This is a genomic window from Salicola sp. Rm-C-2C1-2 (assembly GCF_040196175.1).
Classification (GTDB): Bacteria; Pseudomonadota; Gammaproteobacteria; order Pseudomonadales; family Oleiphilaceae; genus Halospina.
In genome coordinates, this window is sequence record NZ_JBEFNF010000001.1 from 310,619 (window position 1) to 328,522 (window position 17,904).

The following is a 17,904-nucleotide window of genomic DNA, read 5'->3' on the forward strand; positions in this document are numbered from 1 at the left end:
TTTTTGGAGTGAGGTATGGGGCAGTCCCGGATTTTTGGAGATCGAATTTCCGCCCTTGAGACCATTATCGATGTTGCTGAGCTTGGAACCTGGATGTGGAACGTGCAGACCGGTGAAACCGAGTTCAACGAATACTGGGCTCAGATGCTGGGATATACGCTCCACGAACTCGCACCGACATCCATCCAGACCTGGCTCGATTTCCTTTATGAAGAGGATCGCGGCGTATCGGAAAGAGCGCTGAAAGCGCATTTTGAGGGAGAGTCGTCCGTCTACGACTGCGAGGTACGGGTATATCATCGTGATGATCGGTTGATTTGGATCCGGGATTTTGGCCGCGTGATCAGCTGGACGCCTCAGGGTGAGCCGGAATGGGTGAGCGGGGCCCACTTGGATATTACCTCCCAGAAAGAGATTGAGCAGAGTCTTCGCCGTGAGTCTGAAGCCAATCGCGAGCTTGTACAAACGCTCGAAAAAGCCCAGGAAATCGGCAACCTGGGTTACTGGAAAGCAAGCCTTGAGACGGGCGAGTTGTACTGGTCGAACAAGGTGTTTGAAATATTCGGCGTTACGCGCGAGACGATTGTTCCGTCGGTTGCCGCGTTCAAATCCTTTGTTCATCCGCAAGATCTGGCCCAAGTGGAGGCGAGTGAGGAGCGGGCCAAGCAGACAGGACTCCACGACGTGGAACACCGGATCATTCTGCCGGATGGCGCTATCCGATGGGTCCATGAGCGGGCAGACTACACACCGGTGGGAGAGGATAAGGTTCTGATCGGTACTGTCAGAGATATCACCGAGCAGAAAGAGCAGGAAGAGCTGCTCCGGCATATGTCGCTGACCGACCCGCTAACCCAGATCAACAATCGTCGGGTTTTCATGGAGCGCCTTCATGAAAGTCATGAACTGTTTCAGCGTCGGGGTATCCCTGTAGCAGTAATCATGTTCGATATCGATCATTTCAAGATCGTTAATGACACCTACGGCCATAGCGCGGGTGACGCGGTTATCCAGAGTGTTGCTCAGACCCTGTCGGACAGTGTTCGTGAGAGTGATCTACCCTGCCGTCTTGGTGGCGAAGAATTCGGTCTGTTACTGCCGGGGACTGGCTTTGCTGAGGCCTGTCGGCTGGCGGAGCGCCTGCGGGTGGAAATCTCGCAGCACTGGTATCCACTGGCTGATGGAGGGGGCTTTCGCGTAACGGTGACCGCTGGCATCAGTTCATTGAGTGTAAATGATCAGAGCCCCGAGCAGGTACTCCAGAGAGCTGATGCGGCGCTCTATCGTGGCAAGGCGGCTGGTCGGGACAGGGTCAGGAAACAGCGGTGAGGTTGTGAGTGACTGTTGGCATTTAGAGCAAAAGCTCTAAATGTTCTAGACAGTCGATCCCCCGATGGTGTATCAAGGGCTTCAAACAAGAGCCTGACGGGAGAACCATCACATGCGACGCTGGAATGGCTGGGGGGATGCCAGCTTCCATCTGCCGTTACCGCCGCCGGGGCAGGATTTTCTGAAAGCCCGCATCGGAAGCGCAGCGCCATTGGCCGAAGCCGACTTTGAACAGGTGTGTGCACGGGTTCCGGAGTCCCGCATTCCGCAGAACCCTGGCGTTTACACGGACGCTGAGACACGTGTGCGTCATGCCCGTGGGCAGAGCCTCTCCGACTGGCTCGCCATGCGCAGTGGTGAGTTCGGTATTTTTCCGGATGCGGTCGCGCTGCCTGAGCACAGCGACGAAGTCACGCAACTGCTTGAATGGGCCAGAGAGCAGGACCTGGTTGTGATTCCCTACGGTGGCGGTACAAGCGTTGCAGGCCATATCAACCCGGAGGCCTCTTCCAGGCCCGTTCTCACGCTCTCGCTGGAGCGCATGACTCGCCTTCTGGATCTGGATGATGAGAGCCAGATCGCCACGTTTGGTGCTGGCACGCCAGGGCCGCTGGTCGAGGCGCAACTACTGGCCCGGGGCTATACCCTTGGCCACTTTCCCCAATCCTTTGAGCTGTCCACTATTGGTGGCTGGGTTGCCAGCCGGTCCAGTGGGCAACAGTCCCTGCGTTATGGGCGGATTGAGCAGCTCTTTGCCGGTGGTCGCGTTGAGACCTTCAGGGGCAGCTGGACTATTCCGGCTTTCCCGGCCTCCGCGGCCGGTCCCGATCCACGGGAGATGCTACTGGGATCGGAGGGACGCTTCGGGGTCATCACCGAGGTGAAGGTGCGTGTCACGCCGGTGGCGGATCGCGAATCCTTTCATGTGCTTTTCTTTCCGGACTGGGAGAGAGCACGCCTGTGTGCGCGTCAGCTGGTGCAGAATCGAACCCCGCTGTCCATGCTGCGGCTGAGTAACGCGGTGGAGACAGCGACTCAGTTAGCTCTGGCTGGCCACCCCCGGATGATCGGTGCGCTGGCGCATTACCTGGATTGGCGCGGCGTGGGCAATGACAAATGCATGATGACCATCGGAGTCACCGGCACCCGATCCCAGTGCCGAACCGGGCTGCGAGAGCTGAAGCGGTTCAGCCGTCGTCATAATGGCGTCTATACCGGTACCTACCTTGGCCGAAAATGGGAAAAGAAACGCTTCACCATGCCCTACCTGCGCGAGACGCTCTGGGAGCAGGGGTACGCGGTGGATACGCTGGAGACCGCCACCGACTGGGACAACGTGGATGCCCTGATGAACCGTATCGAGTCTACCCTGCGTGAGGGGCTTCAGGCCGAGGGGGAAACAGTGCATGTGTTTACGCACCTTTCCCACGCCTACGGCCAGGGCTGCAGCATCTACACCACTTATGTATTCCGGTGTGGCGACAACTACGAAGTGACCCATGAGCGCTGGGCGCGGCTCAAACGGGCGGCTTCGGAGGTTATCGTCAACAACCGGGGAACCATCAGTCATCAACACGGGGTGGGTAAGGATCATGCCCCTTATCTGCAAACGGAAAAGGGGCCGGTGACCGTTGGTATGCTGCATACTATGAGTCATTACATGGATCCGGAACAGCGTCTGGCTCCCGGGGTATTACTGCAGGGCGACCCGGAGGAGCACGTATGACAGATTCGGTCGCAATCCGGGAGGAGCGCGTTGATGAGGCCGCGCTGGTGGCAGGGGATGACCCCTGGGATATGGTGATCATCGGTGGTGGCATTACCGGCGCCGGCATTCTTCGTGAGGCGGCTCGAGAGGGGTACCGCGTACTGCTGGTGGAACAACGTGACTTCGCCTGGGGTACCTCCAGCCGCTCTTCCAAAATGGTGCATGGAGGCCTGCGTTATCTGGCAAGCGGCGATTACCGCCTCACCCGGGATGCGGTGCAGGAGCGTGAGCGCATGATGAACGAAGCGCCGGGGCTGGTGGATAACCTCTACTACATCATGCCCCATTTCCGCCGTCAGTTCCCGGGGCCCGGCCTGTTCGGAATGCTGCTGCGGCTCTATGATTTCCTGGCGCAGCGCCGTACTCGTCGTTTCTATCCCGGTGAATCCGTTCTGCGCTGGGTGCCAGGACTGCGGCGCAAAGGCTTGCGTGGGGGGACCCGCTTTTCGGATGCGGTCACCGATGATGCCCGTCTGGTGCTTCGTATTCTGCAGGAGTCGATGGCGGCGGGAGGCAGGGCGCTGAATTACGCCCGTGCCGAGTCCGTGACGCCTCCTGGCGATAGCCGGGAAGGGCATGTGATGGTGCATGATGAGCTCGCCAACAGGCGCTATGACGTGCATGCCCGTCACATTGTTCATGCGACCGGTGCCTGGACGGACCGGCTGCGCGGCCAGCTCGGAGCCGGCCAGCGCATCCGCCCGCTGCGTGGCAGTCACTTGGTTTTCCCGTTCTGGAAGCTGCCGGTCTCGGTGAGCCTGTCCCTGATTCATCCCCGGGATCAAAGGCCCATGTTCGTCTATCCCTGGGAAGGCGTGACGGTAGTGGGTACCACCGATCTTGACCACGATGAGGACCTCCAGAAAGAGGCCGTTCTGAGTCGGGACGAAATGGATTATCTGCTGGAGGCGGTGCATGACGCCTTTCCGGACGCCCATCTGGCGAGTTCGGATCTGATCAGCACCTGGTCAGGGGTGCGCCCGGTGGTGTCCAACAGCGGAGAGCGCAAGACGGATCCCTCCGATGAGAAACGGGAACATGTGATCTGGAATGATCAGGGCGTGATCAGTGTTGCCGGTGGCAAACTGACGACCTTCCGGCTGATTGCGCTGCAGGTTCTGGACCATGTGCGCACGGATAACGGCATTCGTCGTGAGCTGGATGACCGGGTTTTCTCGCCAGCACCAATGAGGGCGCGGCCCAACGCTTTAACGGCATGGCAGTGGCGGCGATTGTGCGGCCATTACGGCAGTCGGGTGGCGGAGGTTCTGGAAGCCGGTCCGCTGATCCCTGTTGGCCATACGGATACGCTGCTGGCGGAGCTTGTCTGGAGCTGTCGCAACGAACAGGTTAGGCACCTTGACGATCTGCTGCTGCGCCGTACCCGGCTGGGGCTGCTGTTGCCGGAGGGCGGCGAGCACTGGCTCGCAACCCTCCGTGAGTATTGTCAGCCGGCGCTTGGCTGGGATGACAACCGCTGGCAGCAGGAGTGCACGCGTTATTGGAATCTCTGGCGTGACAGCTACCATCTGCCTCCGGAGCCCGTGGCGTGAGTGTTGAGCCACTCATTCTCGCCATCGACAACGGCACCCAGAGCACCCGGGCACTGCTGTTCAACAGCCGCGGTGAGCTGGTGGGTAAGGGGCGGGCGGAAATCGAGCCCTATCGCTCTCCCGAGCCGGGCTGGGCCGAGCAGGATCCGGCGTATTACTGGCAGAGCATTGGTCGGGCCTGTGCCCAGCTGTGGGCGAGCACTGATGCGGCGCCTGACGCTGTGGCCGGTGTGGCCCTGACAACCCAGCGCGGCACCGTTGTGAATTTGGATGCCAATGGCGAGCCTCTGCGTCCCGCCATTGTCTGGCTCGACCAGCGCCGTGCCTGTGGCCCGGTGCGTGTGCCGCCTCTCTGGCGTGTATTACTCAGGGCATCAGGGCTGTCTGAAACCATCCAGAAACTGGGAGAACAGGCTCAGGCCAACTGGATCGCCGAGAATCAGCCGGAGGTTTGGGCCCGGACCAGTCACTTTCTGCTGCTTTCCGGGTATCTCAACTGGTGTTTGACTGGGCGCTTTGTGGACTCCACCGGCAGTCAGGTGGGTTATCTACCGTTCAACTATAAGCATCACAACTGGTGCCGGCCGAATGATCTGAAGTGGCAGCTGATGGCTGTCAGGCGTGGCATGCTGCCAGAGCTGGTCCGGCCCGGGGAGCGTGTGGGCGAACTGACGCCGGAGGCGGCAGAGCTTCTGGGGCTGGCACCGGGTGTACCGGTGCTGGCTGCGGCTTCGGATAAAGCCTGCGAGATTCTGGGCTCAGGAGGTCTCACGCCGGATACTGCCTGCATGAGCTATGGCACTACGGCCACCATTAACACGACGAATCCGCAATACGTGGAACCGACCCGTTTCCTGCCACCCTATCCCTCTGCGGTACCGGGCTGCTATTCCGGGGAAGTAATGATCTATCGTGGTTTCTGGATGGTGAGCTGGTTCAAACGCCAGTTCGGCCACCGCGAGCAAGCCCTTGCCGAGGAGCGGGGTGTCGCGCCGGAGGCGCTGTTCGATGAGCTGGTGCGTGAGGTGCCACCTGGTTCCATGGGCCTGATGCTGCAACCGTACTGGTCGCCAGGCGTGCGCCAGCCGGGGCCTGAGGCCAAGGGCGCGATTATCGGCTTTGGGGACGTGCACACTCGGGCTCACATTTACAGGGCTATTCTGGAAGGGCTGGCCTATGCTCTGCGTGAAGGCAAGGAGCGGCTGGAGCGGCGCAACCGTGTTCCGGTGCAGCGATTGCGTGTGGCTGGTGGTGGTTCCCAGAGTGATGAGGCGCTGCAGCTCACCGCGGACATCTTCGGTCTCCCTGCGGAGCGCCCGCACACCTGCGAGACGTCCGGGTTGGGCGCGGCCATCAATGCCGCAGTGGGGCTGGGATGGCATGCGGATTACGATTCGGCGGTGGCAGCCATGACGCGGGTGGGCGAGCGGTTTGACCCTGAGCCTGATCGCCAGGCGCTCTATGATCGGCTTTACCGCGAGGTGTATCAGCGGATGTATTCAAGGTTATCGCCACTGTATCACCGCATCCGGGCTATTACCGGATATCCCGAGTAATCAGCGTTTCTGCGGGCATGGTGCGGGTAGGCTCTCCGGGTAGTTATCCATAAAAAAGGCGGACCATGGGTCCGCCTGAAGAAGAAGTCTTAGGGAAGAATGAAAAGCCTGAAAAATTCATAATCCCTGGGACCCTGTGCAGTTCCCGGTTGCCGGCGGAAGTACTACTTTTTCTCCCGCCCCGGGGGATACTGCTCAAATCCACATTTGGATTATGTTCTGTGATCTTTGTCACGTCTGTTGGGCGTTGGTGAGCGAACGTAACATTACGTAATGACTGGTTTGCTTCGGAGTTTGTTGACATCGACGCCTTGGGGCGCCGGTGATTTCTGGACCGCTAAAGGATAGCGTCTACACGGATGAGGAACTCCCTCTGGAGAAAATTACTTTTTCCCCCCTGTTACTTCTGGCCGGTTGTTCCAAAGAGTCCCAGACTACCCTTTCCAACAATGAGAAAGAGATGCTGATAACCAATTTGATTGGCGGATCTGCCACTCTCTCCAAAGGTTGGTTGAAGAGGCTTCCTCAAAACAATACCAAATGGCTTCTCAGGTCGTGACGTTAGGCCGCGCCCGTGTCAGCGTCCGCGACTGGCGGGCGTTGCCGAGACCTTCTTCTACCGCCGTTTCCACGGAATCGATTGCCGGAACCGCTTCCCTTTTGCTGGCGATGCAGAGGGTTGCGTCGGCTTCCACTGAAATGAAGCCACGGCTGGTCTTGAAGGCCTTGTGGTTGATGCCTTCGTGCAGGCGACGAAAAGCTGCCGGGCGGCAGTGGTCCGCGTCCGGGAAGTAGGCGATGACTGTATAGCGGTCATCGCCGACACGGCACAGGGCATCCAATGGGCGGATCAGGGAGGTCATCCGGCGTGCCAGGGTTTCCAGAAGTTCGCGCTGGAGTGGGCCGGGCAGCTCCCTGGTGTGGCGTTCCCAGTTGCGGATGCCGATGAGCAGGTAGCCCACAGCGCCGCCACGCGCTTCGGTGTGGTCCAGGGCCTGCTGCAGACGCTGGCGCGCGTAGCGCGTGTTCCCCAGTCCCGTTTCCGGATCCACAATGTTGTGCGTCTCCAGCTGGCGGTTTTCTTCCATGAGCAGCTGGTTGGTGTGAAGCAGGGTGTTCTGGCGTTCCACCAGTCTGTCCGCGGCAAAGACCCGGGGAACGAGTTGGCGGGTCATTTCGGACTTGTAGATGAAATCGTCCACGCCGCGGTCAAAGGCGCTGCTCAGCGCTTGTACGCTTTCCTTGCCGGTAAGCAGGATGGTGTAGGTGTAGTGGTTATTCTGTTCGTCCTGCTGACGGACCTGGTCGGTCAGCTCCAGCCCATCCATCTCCGGCATCAGCCAGTCTGCGATCAGTATGCTTGTGGGCTCCCTTTCCAGGGCTTCCAGTGCTGCTGGTGCTGAGTTGACGATCTGTAGATTGGTGTAACCCGCCTGTTTGAGGGTGCGGCTGATGATGGCGCTGCTGAAGCGGGCATCGTCCACAACGAGAATGGGTAGTTCGGGCGTCATTGGGAGCTGCGGCTGTCTGTCGGCATGAATGGGCCATTATTATAGACAGCAGCAGTCATTGATGAACGTCAGCAATGCAAAACATTTTCAGCGATGGCTGGAGTGTGAGCCAGATCGCATTCAAGGCGCTTACAGGGGCCTGTTGTCGTCCGGATGGGCGAGCCACAGCAGGCCAATCGCCAGCAGAATGGCCGGGATACCCAGGCCGGCGGTGATCAGAAAGAAGCCGATCCAGCCCACATTCTCGGCAACGACCCCGGTAAAGCCGCCCAGAAACTGACCGGGCAGGGTCATCAGGGAACTGAAAAGGGCGTACTGGGTGGCGGTGTACCGGGTGTTGGTGAGGCTGGAAAGGTAGGCGATGAACACCGAGATGGAGAGCCCGCCGGTGACGTTGTCCGCTACGATAGCGGCCACCAGGCCGATGGTTTCCGGGCCGATGCCAGCCAGCCAGGCGAAGGTTAGGTTGGTGATCGGCGCCATGAAGGCGGTTCCAACCAGCATGCGGGCAATGCCGAAACGCGCCACCATGAGGCCGCCCAGGGCGGCGCCCACCAGGGTCATGGCGAGGCCGAAGGCGGCCGCAATATTAGCAATCTGCTCTTTGGTGAATCCCAGATCCAGGTAGAAGGGGTTAGCCATCACGCCCATGAAAATATCGCTGATCCGGAAGGTGGCTATGAACACCAGGATGATGATGGCGGCCCTGCCATAACGCCGGAAAAAATCCGTGAAAGGGCAGACCACGGCGCCAATCAACCAGGCTGTGGCGCGCTGGCGCAGACCAGTGTGGTGGGTGTCGGCCAGATACTGGATGACCCGCTCTTCGGACTCTGGTGCAAAACGGTCGGCTTCCGCTACTGGTTCGCGGCTAATCAGGGTGGTGATCATGCCGATGGCCATGAGCGCCGCCATGACGCCATAGGAAAGCGACCAGCTGCCAATGGCGGCCACGTGGAGTGCCCCGGCACCGGCCGCCAGGATCGCCACCCGATAGCCCGTTACATAGGTGGCGGCCATGGCCGCCTGGTGGGTGTCAGGGGCGGCTTCCACGCGGTAGGCATCAATGGCCACGTCCTGGGTGGCGGAGCCAAACGCGGCCATCACCGCCCAGGCTGCGACCAGCCAGAGCTGTTCCCGGGGGTCGGTGAGCGCCATGCCCAGCAGGCTCACCGCAACAGCTACCTGTGCGGCCAGCATCCAGGCCCGACGCCGGCCCAACAACGAGCTGATGAGCGGAAGAGGAAGACGGTCAACCAGTGGCGCCCAGAGCACCTTTATGGAATGCGCCATGCCGACCCAGCTGAGAAAACCGATGGCGGCCAGTTCAACATTGAGGTCGCGCAGCCAGGCGGTAAAGGTGCCCCCCACCAGCAGCAGAGGCAGTCCTGCTGAGAACCCCAGGAACAGCATGCCGATCACACGCGGGTTCAGGTAGACCTTCCAGGCGGGGTAGAGGGTGCGCTGGGACGCCGGATCATTCATGGATTACGATACCGTATGGTTGAACTCGGGCACCGTCGCCCCGATGCTAAAAACATACTCATTTACCTGGAGACTGCATGCCCGTATTTCTGATCGCCTTCATCATCATTCCCGTCATCGAGATGGTCATCCTCATCGAAGTCGGGGGGCTGATCGGCGCCCTGCCCACGGTGGGCCTGGTGCTGCTGACGGCTGTGATCGGAGCGGGCATGCTGCGTCAGCAGGGAGCTGCCACGCTTCTTCGCGCCAACCAGCGCATGGCCAGCGGCGAGCTGCCAGCCCAGGAAATGGCAGAGGGCCTGCTGCTGGCCGTGGGCGGAGCCCTGTTGCTTACACCCGGATTTGTGACCGATGCCGTGGGCTTTGCCTGCCTGATTCCGTTCACGCGGCGCTGGCTCAGCGGCTATGTGGTGAATCGTATGGTGTTCGGCGGGGGCGCGTCCATGGGCGGGCATTACCAATACCACCAGTCCGGCCAGTTTCACGATCGGGGGCCACGCCGGGATGCCTATGGCAATATCATCATTGAGGGTGAGTTCGAGCAGCAGGAACAGCCCAGGGATGATCACGATCCCGACCGGCTGGACCGTCAGTAAATTTTTTTGCCGGGTGGGGATTGAAAACTGGCAGCGTATCCCCAAATTCACTGATCACAAGGCCAATGTGCTTTGGGTAACCTTAACTCATTGCTTAACCGACGAACCGACACTGGAGACAAGCAGCAATGAAAATCCGTCCGTTACACGATCGCGTTGTCGTGCGTCGCAAGGAAGAAGAAGAGAAGACCGCTGGTGGCATCGTGCTGCCCGGTAATGCCCAGGAAAAGCCCTCCCAGGGCGAGGTTCTGGCCGTGGGCGAGGGTAAGACCCTGGATAACGGCGAAGTACGCAAGCCGGCGGTGAATGTCGGCGATCAGGTTGTGTTCGGGCAGTTTGCCGGTAACACCGTCAAGGTCGACGGCGAAGAACTGCTGATCATGAGCGAGAACGATATCTACGGTGTACTGGAAGCCTGAGACGGCTTCCGGCATCTGACGAGTTTCAACAGTCAACGAACAGGAAACGAGCACTATGGCGAAAGAGATCAAGTTTTCCGATCACGCCCGCACTCAGATGGTCAACGGGGTCAATACCCTGGCTGACGCGGTCAAGGTCACCCTCGGTCCCAAGGGCCGTAACGTGGTGATGGACAAGTCCTTCGGTGCACCGAACGTCACTAAAGACGGTGTAAGCGTTGCCAAAGAAATTGAACTGGAAGACAAGTTCGAGAACATGGGCGCTCAGATGGTCAAGGAAGTCGCTTCCCAGACCAATGACAACGCCGGTGACGGCACCACTACCGCAACCGTTCTGGCACAGGCCATCGTGCGCGAGGGTGTTAAGGCTGTAACCGCGGGGATGAACCCCATGGACCTCAAGCGTGGCATCGACAAGGCCTGCGAGGCAGCGGTTGAAGAGATCCGCCAGCTTTCCACCCCCTGTAACGATTCCAAGACCATCGCCCAGGTAGGCACCATCTCCGCTAACAGCGATGACACTGTTGGCGAACTGATTGCGGACGCGATGGACAAGGTTGGCCAGGAAGGGGTCATCACCGTTGAGGAGGGCCGTGGCCTTGAGGATGAGCTGGAAGTGGTTGAAGGCATGCAATTCGACCGCGGCTACCTCTCGCCCTACTTCATCAACAACAACGAGAGCATGACCGTCGAGCTGGACGACCCCTACATCCTGCTCGTCGACAAGAAGATCTCCAATGTTCGCGACCTGTTGCCGACGCTGGAAGCGGTTTCCAAGTCCGGCAAGCCGTTGCTGATCATTGCCGAGGACGTTGAAAGCGAAGCGCTGGCGACTCTGGTGGTCAACAATATGCGCGGCATCGTCAAGGTTGCTGCGGTCAAGGCTCCCGGCTTTGGTGACCGTCGCAAGGAGATGATGCAGGACATCGCCGTTCTTACTGGCGGTACCGTGATCTCCGAGGAAGTCGGCCTGACCCTTGAGAATGTCTCCCTGGATGACCTGGGAAGTGCTAAGCGCATCAACATCAGCAAGGAAGACAGCACCGTTATCAACGGCAATGGTCAGCAGCACGACATCGAAGCCCGCACTGGCCAGATCAAGAAGCAGATCGAGGACAGCACCTCTGACTATGACAAGGAAAAGCTCCAGGAGCGCCTTGCCAAGCTGGCTGGTGGTGTCGCCGTGATCAAGGTGGGCGCTGGCTCCGAAGTTGAGATGAAGGAGAAGAAGGCCCGCGTTGAGGATGCGTTGCACTCCACCCGCGCTGCGGTTGAAGAAGGCATCGTATCCGGCGGCGGTGTGGCTCTGGTGCGCGCGCTGCAGGCTATTGAAGGACTTAAGGGCGATAACGAAGAGCGCCAGATGGGCATCAACCTGCTGCGTCGTGCCATGGAAGCGCCGCTCAAGCAGATCGCCTACAATTCCGGTGATGAGCCGGCCGTTGTGGTCGATAAGGTGCTTCAGGGTGAGGGCAACTACGGATACAACGCCGCAACTGGCGCTTACACCGACATGCTCGAAGCCGGCATCATTGATCCGGCCAAGGTAACCCGCTCTGCACTGCAGGCAGCGGCGTCCGTGGCTGGCTTGATGATCACCACCGAGTGCATGATCGCTGATCAGCCGGAAGAGAGCGACGGCGGCGGTGCCGGTGCCGGTGGCGGTGGCATGCCCGATATGGGCGGCATGGGAGGTATGGGCGGCATGATGTAAGCCCCCTTTCCTCACCGCCGGTGTGACCGGCTCCAAGAAAACCCCCGGTGGCGGTTCGCCTCGGGGGTTTTTTATGGTTATCCTGTCGTCGCCGCCATCGCAGTAGTTGTCGTAAGGATGCGTAGATCGTCCCCTCAAAACGCTGAATCGTCCTCCGGAACTGAGCCCCCCCGCTTCCGGCTCGGGCCGTTTCGGTTGTTTTTTCTCGTCCTGGTTCTTGTATTGACCTGGATGCTCGCACTGGTTATCCATCTTCCCGCCGGGTGGGTATGGGCTCAGGTGGCGCGTCAGGTGCCCGTGCCAGAGGTGGTTGAGGTCCAGCAGGTGGGGGGGACCGTCTGGTCCGGTGATGCCTGGCTACACGTTCAGGGTTTGCCCTTGCGCTTGAGCTGGCAGCTTCAGCCAGGGTCGGTGATTCACGGTTTTGTCCCGCTGGAATGGCGACTCCAGTCACGGGGGTCCCGAGCCGAGGGCAGTGTAACCACCATGCTCGATGGCCGCGTGCGGGTGCTGCTGCGTCATGCCCGTGTGGATCTGGCCGAGATCACCGCTCATGATCTGGGCGTGAAGCCACTCCGGGTCCCCGGCGTTGTGACGCTTGAAAGCTTTTTCGGGGTCTGGGATCCGGAGCGTGGTCTTAGCGATTTTCAGGGACAGGGTCAGTGGCCGGGGGGCACTGTGACCTGGCCCATGGGGAGCCAGGTTCGCCAGTCCGGCATGCCACCGATAGAGGGGCAACTCACCAGCAGCAATGGGCAGCCCGAGCTCGTACTCATGGAACAGGGCAGTTCGCAGCCGGCAGTGCGTGTGCTTTTGGATGCCGGAGGCAGGGCGCAGGTTGAGCTCTACAAACGCTGGATTGAGTTCCTGGGGCTGGATTTCGCCCCGGGGGCAGCACCGGGAGATGTGGTTTTCCGTGTCAGTCAGCAGGTGGCGCCATGAGTCGCTGGCCGGTTCGTCTGGCTCATCTGCTATTGGTGGTGCTGGCGATCCAGCTCGGCTGGAAGGGCGGTCAGTGGAGTTGGCGTGTGATCTGGCCGGAGCCGTCAGAGCCGGTGGAGCTCACGCTTTCGGGCAGTGCACCCCGGGAAAGCGCAGGTAGCGCCGTTGTGCTGGGTGAGATGGCGCTCTTTGGCCGCGCGGCCTCGGGCGATGGTGATGATGTCTCCCGCGTGGAAAGGGAAACTGCTCCTGAAACAGGGCTTACACTGACGCTTCATGGCGTGTTTCTGGCCACCCGCGGTAAAGGCTCCAGTGCTATCCTCTCCGGGCGGGGCGGGACCGCTGAGCGCTACAGCGTGGGCGATGAACTCCCAGGTGGCGCGCAACTGGTGGCCGTGGAGTCCAATCGCATTCTGTTGCGGCGCAACGGCGAAGTGGAGTCGCTGAGTTTTGATGACGAGGGGCTCACACTTGGTGGGGTTGCGGCTGTAGGAGAAAGCACGGAAGATAACCGGGCCGGAGTTGAGCGCGCCGTTGCCGCACTTGAGGACAATCCCCGGGAGACAATTGCCAAAGCTGGTTTCCGACCCAACGACAACGGTCCTGGCTATGTCTATGACGGCACCAATGAACAGCTTTCGGCCATGAACCTGCAACAGGGAGATGTGATCATCTCCGTCAATGGACAGCAGCTGGGCGATATCGAGGCAGATCGGGCAAACCTTGAACGCTGGATGAACTCGGATCGGCTCGAGCTGGAAATTGAGCGTGGGGGAACACGCTTTTCATTCACGGTTCCGGTTCCGTAACCGGCTTACCAGAGACAATCACAGGCACTGGTTATCCGATGATCCGCATGCAACGACTGTTTTTCGCGTTTGCGCTGGCACTACTGGCATCCATGCCCCTCATGGCCCAGGACAACCCCCAGCCCGCAGATGAGGCCGCGGCTGAAACCGGGAGCCCTGAAACCTGGACGGTGAATCTCAAGGATGCTGATATACGGGCCCTGGTGGATCAGGTTTCGGATATCACTGGCTACAGTTTTGTGGTGGATCCGCGCGTGAAGGGCAAGGTCACGGTGGTCTCTGAGACGCCGATGAATAAGCAGGAGGTCTATGATCTCTTCCTCTCGGTGTTGCATGTGCATGGCTTCACCGCTATTCCCGGGGAAGAGTCCATCAAGGTGATCCAGCAAAGCGATGCCAAGCAGACCGCCGAGGACATCACCCGCTTTATGGATGTGCCGTCCGAGCAGCTGATGACGCGCGTTATCCATGTGGAGAACGTCAGCGCCATGCAGCTGGTGCCCATCCTGCGCCCCATGGTGGCCAGTTACGGGCATCTTGCGGGGGTTTCCGCCGCGAATGCGCTGATCATCAGTGACCACAAGGCCAACATTGAGCGCATGCAGGGCCTGATTGATGACCTGGATAAACCCACCGACTCCGAGGTTGAGGTGGTCCAGCTGGAAGAAGCCTACGTTGGTGACATGGTGGAATTGCTTCAGGAACTGGGCCCGGATCAGCTCAGTGGGCGGGGCGGCAGTGACGACGGCAGTTCCGCCAGCGTGGTTGCCGATGAGCGCAGTAATCGCCTCATCCTGCGTGGCACCAGCACCTTCCGCGAGAAAGTGCGGGAGCTGGTCGAAAAGCTTGATACCCCCAGTACCAGCCGGGGTACCACTAAGGTCATACGGCTGAGCCATGCCGATGCCACCAAGCTCAGTGAGATGCTGAGTGGATTGATGGGTGACATCACAGAGGGCGAAAGCGGCGGCCAGGGCAATGGTGGCCAGACCGACGCTTCCGTCTATGCGAATAAAGGCCTCAATGCTCTGGTGGTGCGCGCCGAGCCGCAGGTGATGAGCGAGATCGAATCCATCGTGAATCAACTGGATGTGCGTCGTGCCCAGGTTCTTATTGAGGCGGCGATCGTGGAGATCAGCAATGAAGCCGGTCAGGATCTGGGTGTCCAGTGGGGCGCGGGGGATGAATCCGGTAACTCCACCGCACCCGTGGCTGGCACCAACTTCAATAACGTGGGTGTCAGCCTCAACGCCGTACTCGGCCAGATCCTGGGTGGATCGACCGGTAGCAGTGAGGGCAGCAGTAATCTTGGGTTGGGGGCTGGACTCTCCATTGGGGCCGGAGACCGCGATTCGAGTGGCATAACCTGGGGGGTTCTGATTCAGGCCCTATCCACCTCCAGTAAGGCCAATCTGCTGTCCACACCGTCGATCATCACTCTGGACAACGAGGAATCCGAGATCATCGTGGGCCAGAACGTGCCTTTTCGCACAGGGCAGTCCACCAGTACCGGTGATGGTCTCCAGAACCCCTTTACAACGATTGAGCGCAAGGACATTGGCCTGACCCTGAACGTCAAGCCCAGCATCAGCGCGGACGATGTGGTCAAGCTGGCGGTGGAGCAGACTACCGAGGATATTGGTCAGTCACTGGACAGCGCCGCCGATCTGATTACCGAAAAGCGCGAGATCAAGACCACCGTGCTGGCTGACGATGAAGAAACCATCGTTCTGGGCGGTCTGATCAATGAGGATTACAGGGTGAGCAAGAGCAAGGTGCCGCTGCTTGGTGATATTCCGTTGCTTGGGGCACTGTTCCGCAGCGAAACCAAAACACGACAGAAGCGCAACCTGATTGTCTTCCTCAGGCCGACCATTCTGCGTGAGGAAGGTGAAGCGGATCAGGTCGCCCGCACCCAGTTCAAGCGCCTGTGGCGGGTGAATCTGGGGATGAACGGGGACGAGCAAGGCGAGGATCAGCCGCAGCGGCCCGCGATGGAGGAAATGTTCCGGGGCAACCCGCTGCCACCGGTGGAGTGAGGCCCCGCTCCGGCCAGCGGGGCGGCACAGCTGATCTTAGGTTGCTGGTGCCGCCCTCGTATTATGGCGTGGTTTCGAATGTGTCGATGAAGGACAGGAACTGCTCTTCATCTACCGGTTTGCTGAAGAAGAAGCCCTGAGCCATGATACAGCCGCGATTCACCAGGTAGACGCTCTGCTCCTCGGTTTCCACGCCTTCGGCAATCACATCAAGGCTCAGACTGCGGCCGAGGTCAATAATGGTGTTGGCGATCTGGGTGTCTTCCTCGTTGGCCAGAAGATCCCGTATAAACTGTTTGTCGATCTTCAGATGGTGTACCGGCAGCCGCTTGAGGTAGGTTAGTGAAGAATAGCCGGTGCCGAAATCATCCACTGCCACACGGATGCCTTCGTCACGCAGACGTGAGAGCTTGCCGATGGCGTCATCCAGGTTCTGCATGAAACTGGTCTCAGTGACCTCCAGCTCCAGCCGGGAAGGTGGCAGGTCATGCTGACGCAGGGTGCCGAGGATTACATCCACGATGTTGCTCTGACGCAGCTGCACCGGTGAAAGATTCACGGACATCCGAAGGGCCAGGCCCTGATCCATCCATTCCCTGGCTTGGCGGCAGGCTTCATCCAGCACCCAGTAACCGATCTCAATGATGGACAGGTTGAGTTCCGCCAGGGGAATGAACTCGTCCGGTGGGATGAAGCCACGTTCCGGATGGTGCCAGCGAAGCAGCGCCTCTGCGCCCAGGACACGCCGGTTGTCCATGTCCACCTGGGGTTGAAACAGCAGATGGAACTGGCGCTGGGCCAGGGCCACGTCCAGGTCTCGTTCCAGGCTCTTACGCTCGCGGATGGCCTGGTCGACGCTGGCCACATAGAACTGGAACTGGTTGCGGCCCTCGGACTTGGCCAGCGTCATGGACTGTTCAGCTTTCTGGAGGAGGCGGTCGGATTGCAGGGCATCGTCCGGGTAGACCGCAACGCCAATGGTCGCGGTGATGCTGATTTCCTTGCCGCCAACATTCACGGGCCGGCTGATCTCGTGCAGCAGCCAGTCGGCCATGGCTGCTGCCTGGAACGTCTCGCTTATCCCGCTCTGGATGATGGCGAACTGGTCGGCGCCAAGTCGCCCGCCGTTGATCAGCTCCTCGTGATTGTTGTTGATGATCCTTTCGGCGATCACCTGTAGGAGCTGGTCGCCACTGGAGAAGCCATACTGCTCGTTGAGTGTCTTGAAATCATCCAGTCCCAGGCAGAAGATTGCCACCATGCCTCGCTGGCGGCGCGCTGTTTCCAGAGCCCCGTTGAGCAGGCTGAGGAACATGTCCCGGTTAGGCATGCCGGTCAGTGCATCATAGCGCGACAGGCGCGTGATGCGATCCTGGGCGTCCTGGTGTTTCTGTTGGGTTTCGGATATGGCCGTCAGCAGCTCATTGGTGGCCTTGACCCAGGTGTCGAGCTCGTCGCGGTCATGGCCCCGGGGGGTCTGGAGCAGGTGGCGACCAGGGTCGGCGGGATCCACATTGGACAGATCTTCGGCGATGCGGAAAAGAGGTCGTGTGACCAGTAGGTGATAGACCACATACAGAACCAGGCCAAGAATAACCGCACGCGCAACGCCTGAGAGCAGAATGAGGAAGGCGCGTTCCAGCCAGAGCGTGGCCTGCGGTGCGGTATCCACCTTGATGACCAGCTCCCCGTACTTAACCTCCTCGCCGGACTGGGATCGAACCAGATCCACCCTGTAGGTGCGCTGCTGCCCGAAAATCATATCCGTCAGCGAGCGATACGGGCTTTCAGTGAGCGGACGTTGGTTCCGGGCCAGGGGCATGCCGTCAGGGTGGGTGATCTCGCCACCACGGATGGAGTGCTGCTCGAACAGACCATCGATCACCTGCTTCGCAAGATCCTCGTCAATGCTGTAAACCGCTTGGGTTGCCGGTTCCCGGACCAGAGCGAGCGTTTGATAGGCACGATCATCGAGTTCCTCTGAGATGGTACGGAAGTCGATAAAGATCTGAGCGCTGCCAATCACCAGACCGACAGTAAACGCGGTAATCAGTATCCAGCGCAGGATGCGGTAACCGAGGCGGCGTTCAGGCTGGAAAAGTGTCCTCATGGGGCAGTCCGGATTCCTTGTCACTCCTTCCGGGAAATCCCGGCACAGCACAAGCGTAGCAGGTCTGAGTTAA

The 17,904-nt window shown here is 59.8% G+C and carries 13 protein-coding genes; 10 read left to right on the forward strand and 3 right to left on the reverse strand.

Going from position 1 to position 17,904, the window contains the following annotated elements:
• Positions 1–15: 15 nt before the first annotated feature.
• The 4 genes from AAF659_RS01415 (at position 16) to AAF659_RS01430 (ending at position 6,206) form a co-directional block, all read left to right on the forward strand.
• Complete coding sequence (locus AAF659_RS01415) at positions 16–1,329, forward strand: sensor domain-containing diguanylate cyclase (RefSeq protein ID WP_349749917.1); 1,314 nt, start codon at positions 16–18, stop codon at positions 1,327–1,329.
• Between the two features lie 112 nt (positions 1,330–1,441).
• On the forward strand, positions 1,442–3,055 hold the full coding sequence (locus AAF659_RS01420) for an FAD-binding oxidoreductase (protein ID WP_349749918.1): 1,614 nt from the start codon (positions 1,442–1,444) through the stop codon (positions 3,053–3,055).
• The gene (locus tag AAF659_RS01425; protein ID WP_349749919.1) at positions 3,052–4,650 is read left to right on the forward strand and encodes a glycerol-3-phosphate dehydrogenase/oxidase; all 1,599 of its coding nucleotides are present in this window, start codon (positions 3,052–3,054) and stop codon (positions 4,648–4,650) included. The genes AAF659_RS01420 and AAF659_RS01425 overlap by 4 nt, the downstream gene beginning before the upstream one ends.
• Positions 4,647–6,206 carry an FGGY-family carbohydrate kinase gene (locus tag AAF659_RS01430; RefSeq protein ID WP_349749920.1) on the forward strand — a complete coding sequence of 520 codons (1,560 nt, stop codon included), beginning with the start codon at positions 4,647–4,649 and terminating at the stop codon, positions 6,204–6,206. The genes AAF659_RS01425 and AAF659_RS01430 overlap by 4 nt, the downstream gene beginning before the upstream one ends.
• 548 nt (positions 6,207–6,754) lie before the next feature.
• Here AAF659_RS01430 and AAF659_RS01435 read toward each other — a convergent pair.
• A complete protein-coding gene (locus AAF659_RS01435; protein WP_349749921.1) occupies positions 6,755–7,717 on the reverse strand; it encodes a response regulator in 963 nt (320 codons plus the stop codon).
• Positions 7,718–7,846: 129 nt separating this feature from the next.
• Positions 7,847–9,202 carry an AmpG family muropeptide MFS transporter gene (locus AAF659_RS01440; protein WP_349749922.1) on the reverse strand — a complete coding sequence of 452 codons (1,356 nt, stop codon included), beginning with the start codon at positions 9,200–9,202 and terminating at the stop codon, positions 7,847–7,849.
• A gap of 77 nt (positions 9,203–9,279) precedes the next feature.
• Between AAF659_RS01440 and AAF659_RS01445 the strand changes: the two genes are divergently transcribed.
• From AAF659_RS01445 to gspD, 6 genes are all read left to right on the forward strand, one after another.
• Positions 9,280–9,798, forward strand: coding sequence for an FxsA family protein (locus tag AAF659_RS01445; protein WP_349749923.1), 519 nt, complete (start codon positions 9,280–9,282; stop codon positions 9,796–9,798).
• A gap of 128 nt (positions 9,799–9,926) precedes the next feature.
• Positions 9,927–10,217, forward strand: a complete 291-nt coding sequence (gene groES, locus AAF659_RS01450; protein ID WP_349749924.1) for a co-chaperone GroES — start codon at positions 9,927–9,929, stop codon at positions 10,215–10,217.
• A gap of 55 nt (positions 10,218–10,272) precedes the next feature.
• Positions 10,273–11,931, forward strand: coding sequence for a chaperonin GroEL (gene groL / locus AAF659_RS01455; RefSeq protein ID WP_349749925.1), 1,659 nt, complete (start codon positions 10,273–10,275; stop codon positions 11,929–11,931).
• Positions 11,932–12,162: 231 nt separating this feature from the next.
• On the forward strand, positions 12,163–12,873 hold the full coding sequence (gene gspN / locus AAF659_RS01460) for a type II secretion system protein N (RefSeq protein WP_349750738.1): 711 nt from the start codon (positions 12,163–12,165) through the stop codon (positions 12,871–12,873).
• Positions 12,870–13,682, forward strand: coding sequence for a type II secretion system protein N (locus tag AAF659_RS01465; protein ID WP_349749926.1), 813 nt, complete (start codon positions 12,870–12,872; stop codon positions 13,680–13,682). Before gspN ends, AAF659_RS01465 begins: the two co-directional genes overlap by 4 nt.
• A 47-nt stretch (positions 13,683–13,729) precedes the next feature.
• The gene (gene gspD / locus AAF659_RS01470; RefSeq protein ID WP_349749927.1) at positions 13,730–15,721 is read left to right on the forward strand and encodes a type II secretion system secretin GspD; all 1,992 of its coding nucleotides are present in this window, start codon (positions 13,730–13,732) and stop codon (positions 15,719–15,721) included.
• A 61-nt stretch (positions 15,722–15,782) separates the two neighbouring features.
• Here the strand turns inward: gspD and AAF659_RS01475 are convergent, their stop codons facing one another.
• Positions 15,783–17,831 (reverse strand): putative bifunctional diguanylate cyclase/phosphodiesterase, encoded by a 2,049-nt coding sequence (locus AAF659_RS01475; RefSeq protein ID WP_349749928.1) that lies wholly within the window; start codon positions 17,829–17,831, stop codon positions 15,783–15,785.
• Positions 17,832–17,904 lie beyond the last annotated feature (73 nt).

Bases quoted from the DNA above. Each gene is read 5' to 3' on its own strand.
- AAF659_RS01465 (WP_349749926.1), top strand. From the start codon at position 12,870: ATGAGTCGCTGGCCGGTTCGTCTGGCTCATCTGCTATTGGTGGTGCTG.
- AAF659_RS01420 (WP_349749918.1), top strand. From the start codon at position 1,442: ATGCGACGCTGGAATGGCTGGGGGGATGCCAGCTTCCATCTGCCGTTA.
- groES (WP_349749924.1), top strand. From the start codon at position 9,927: ATGAAAATCCGTCCGTTACACGATCGCGTTGTCGTGCGTCGCAAGGAA.
- AAF659_RS01415 (WP_349749917.1), top strand. From the start codon at position 16: ATGGGGCAGTCCCGGATTTTTGGAGATCGAATTTCCGCCCTTGAGACC.
- gspN (WP_349750738.1), top strand. From the start codon at position 12,163: ATGCTCGCACTGGTTATCCATCTTCCCGCCGGGTGGGTATGGGCTCAG.
- groL (WP_349749925.1), top strand. From the start codon at position 10,273: ATGGCGAAAGAGATCAAGTTTTCCGATCACGCCCGCACTCAGATGGTC.
- AAF659_RS01440 (WP_349749922.1), bottom strand. From the start codon at position 9,202: ATGAATGATCCGGCGTCCCAGCGCACCCTCTACCCCGCCTGGAAGGTC.
- AAF659_RS01445 (WP_349749923.1), top strand. From the start codon at position 9,280: ATGCCCGTATTTCTGATCGCCTTCATCATCATTCCCGTCATCGAGATG.
- AAF659_RS01475 (WP_349749928.1), bottom strand. From the start codon at position 17,831: ATGAGGACACTTTTCCAGCCTGAACGCCGCCTCGGTTACCGCATCCTG.
- AAF659_RS01435 (WP_349749921.1), bottom strand. From the start codon at position 7,717: ATGACGCCCGAACTACCCATTCTCGTTGTGGACGATGCCCGCTTCAGC.
- AAF659_RS01425 (WP_349749919.1), top strand. From the start codon at position 3,052: ATGACAGATTCGGTCGCAATCCGGGAGGAGCGCGTTGATGAGGCCGCG.
- gspD (WP_349749927.1), top strand. From the start codon at position 13,730: ATGCAACGACTGTTTTTCGCGTTTGCGCTGGCACTACTGGCATCCATG.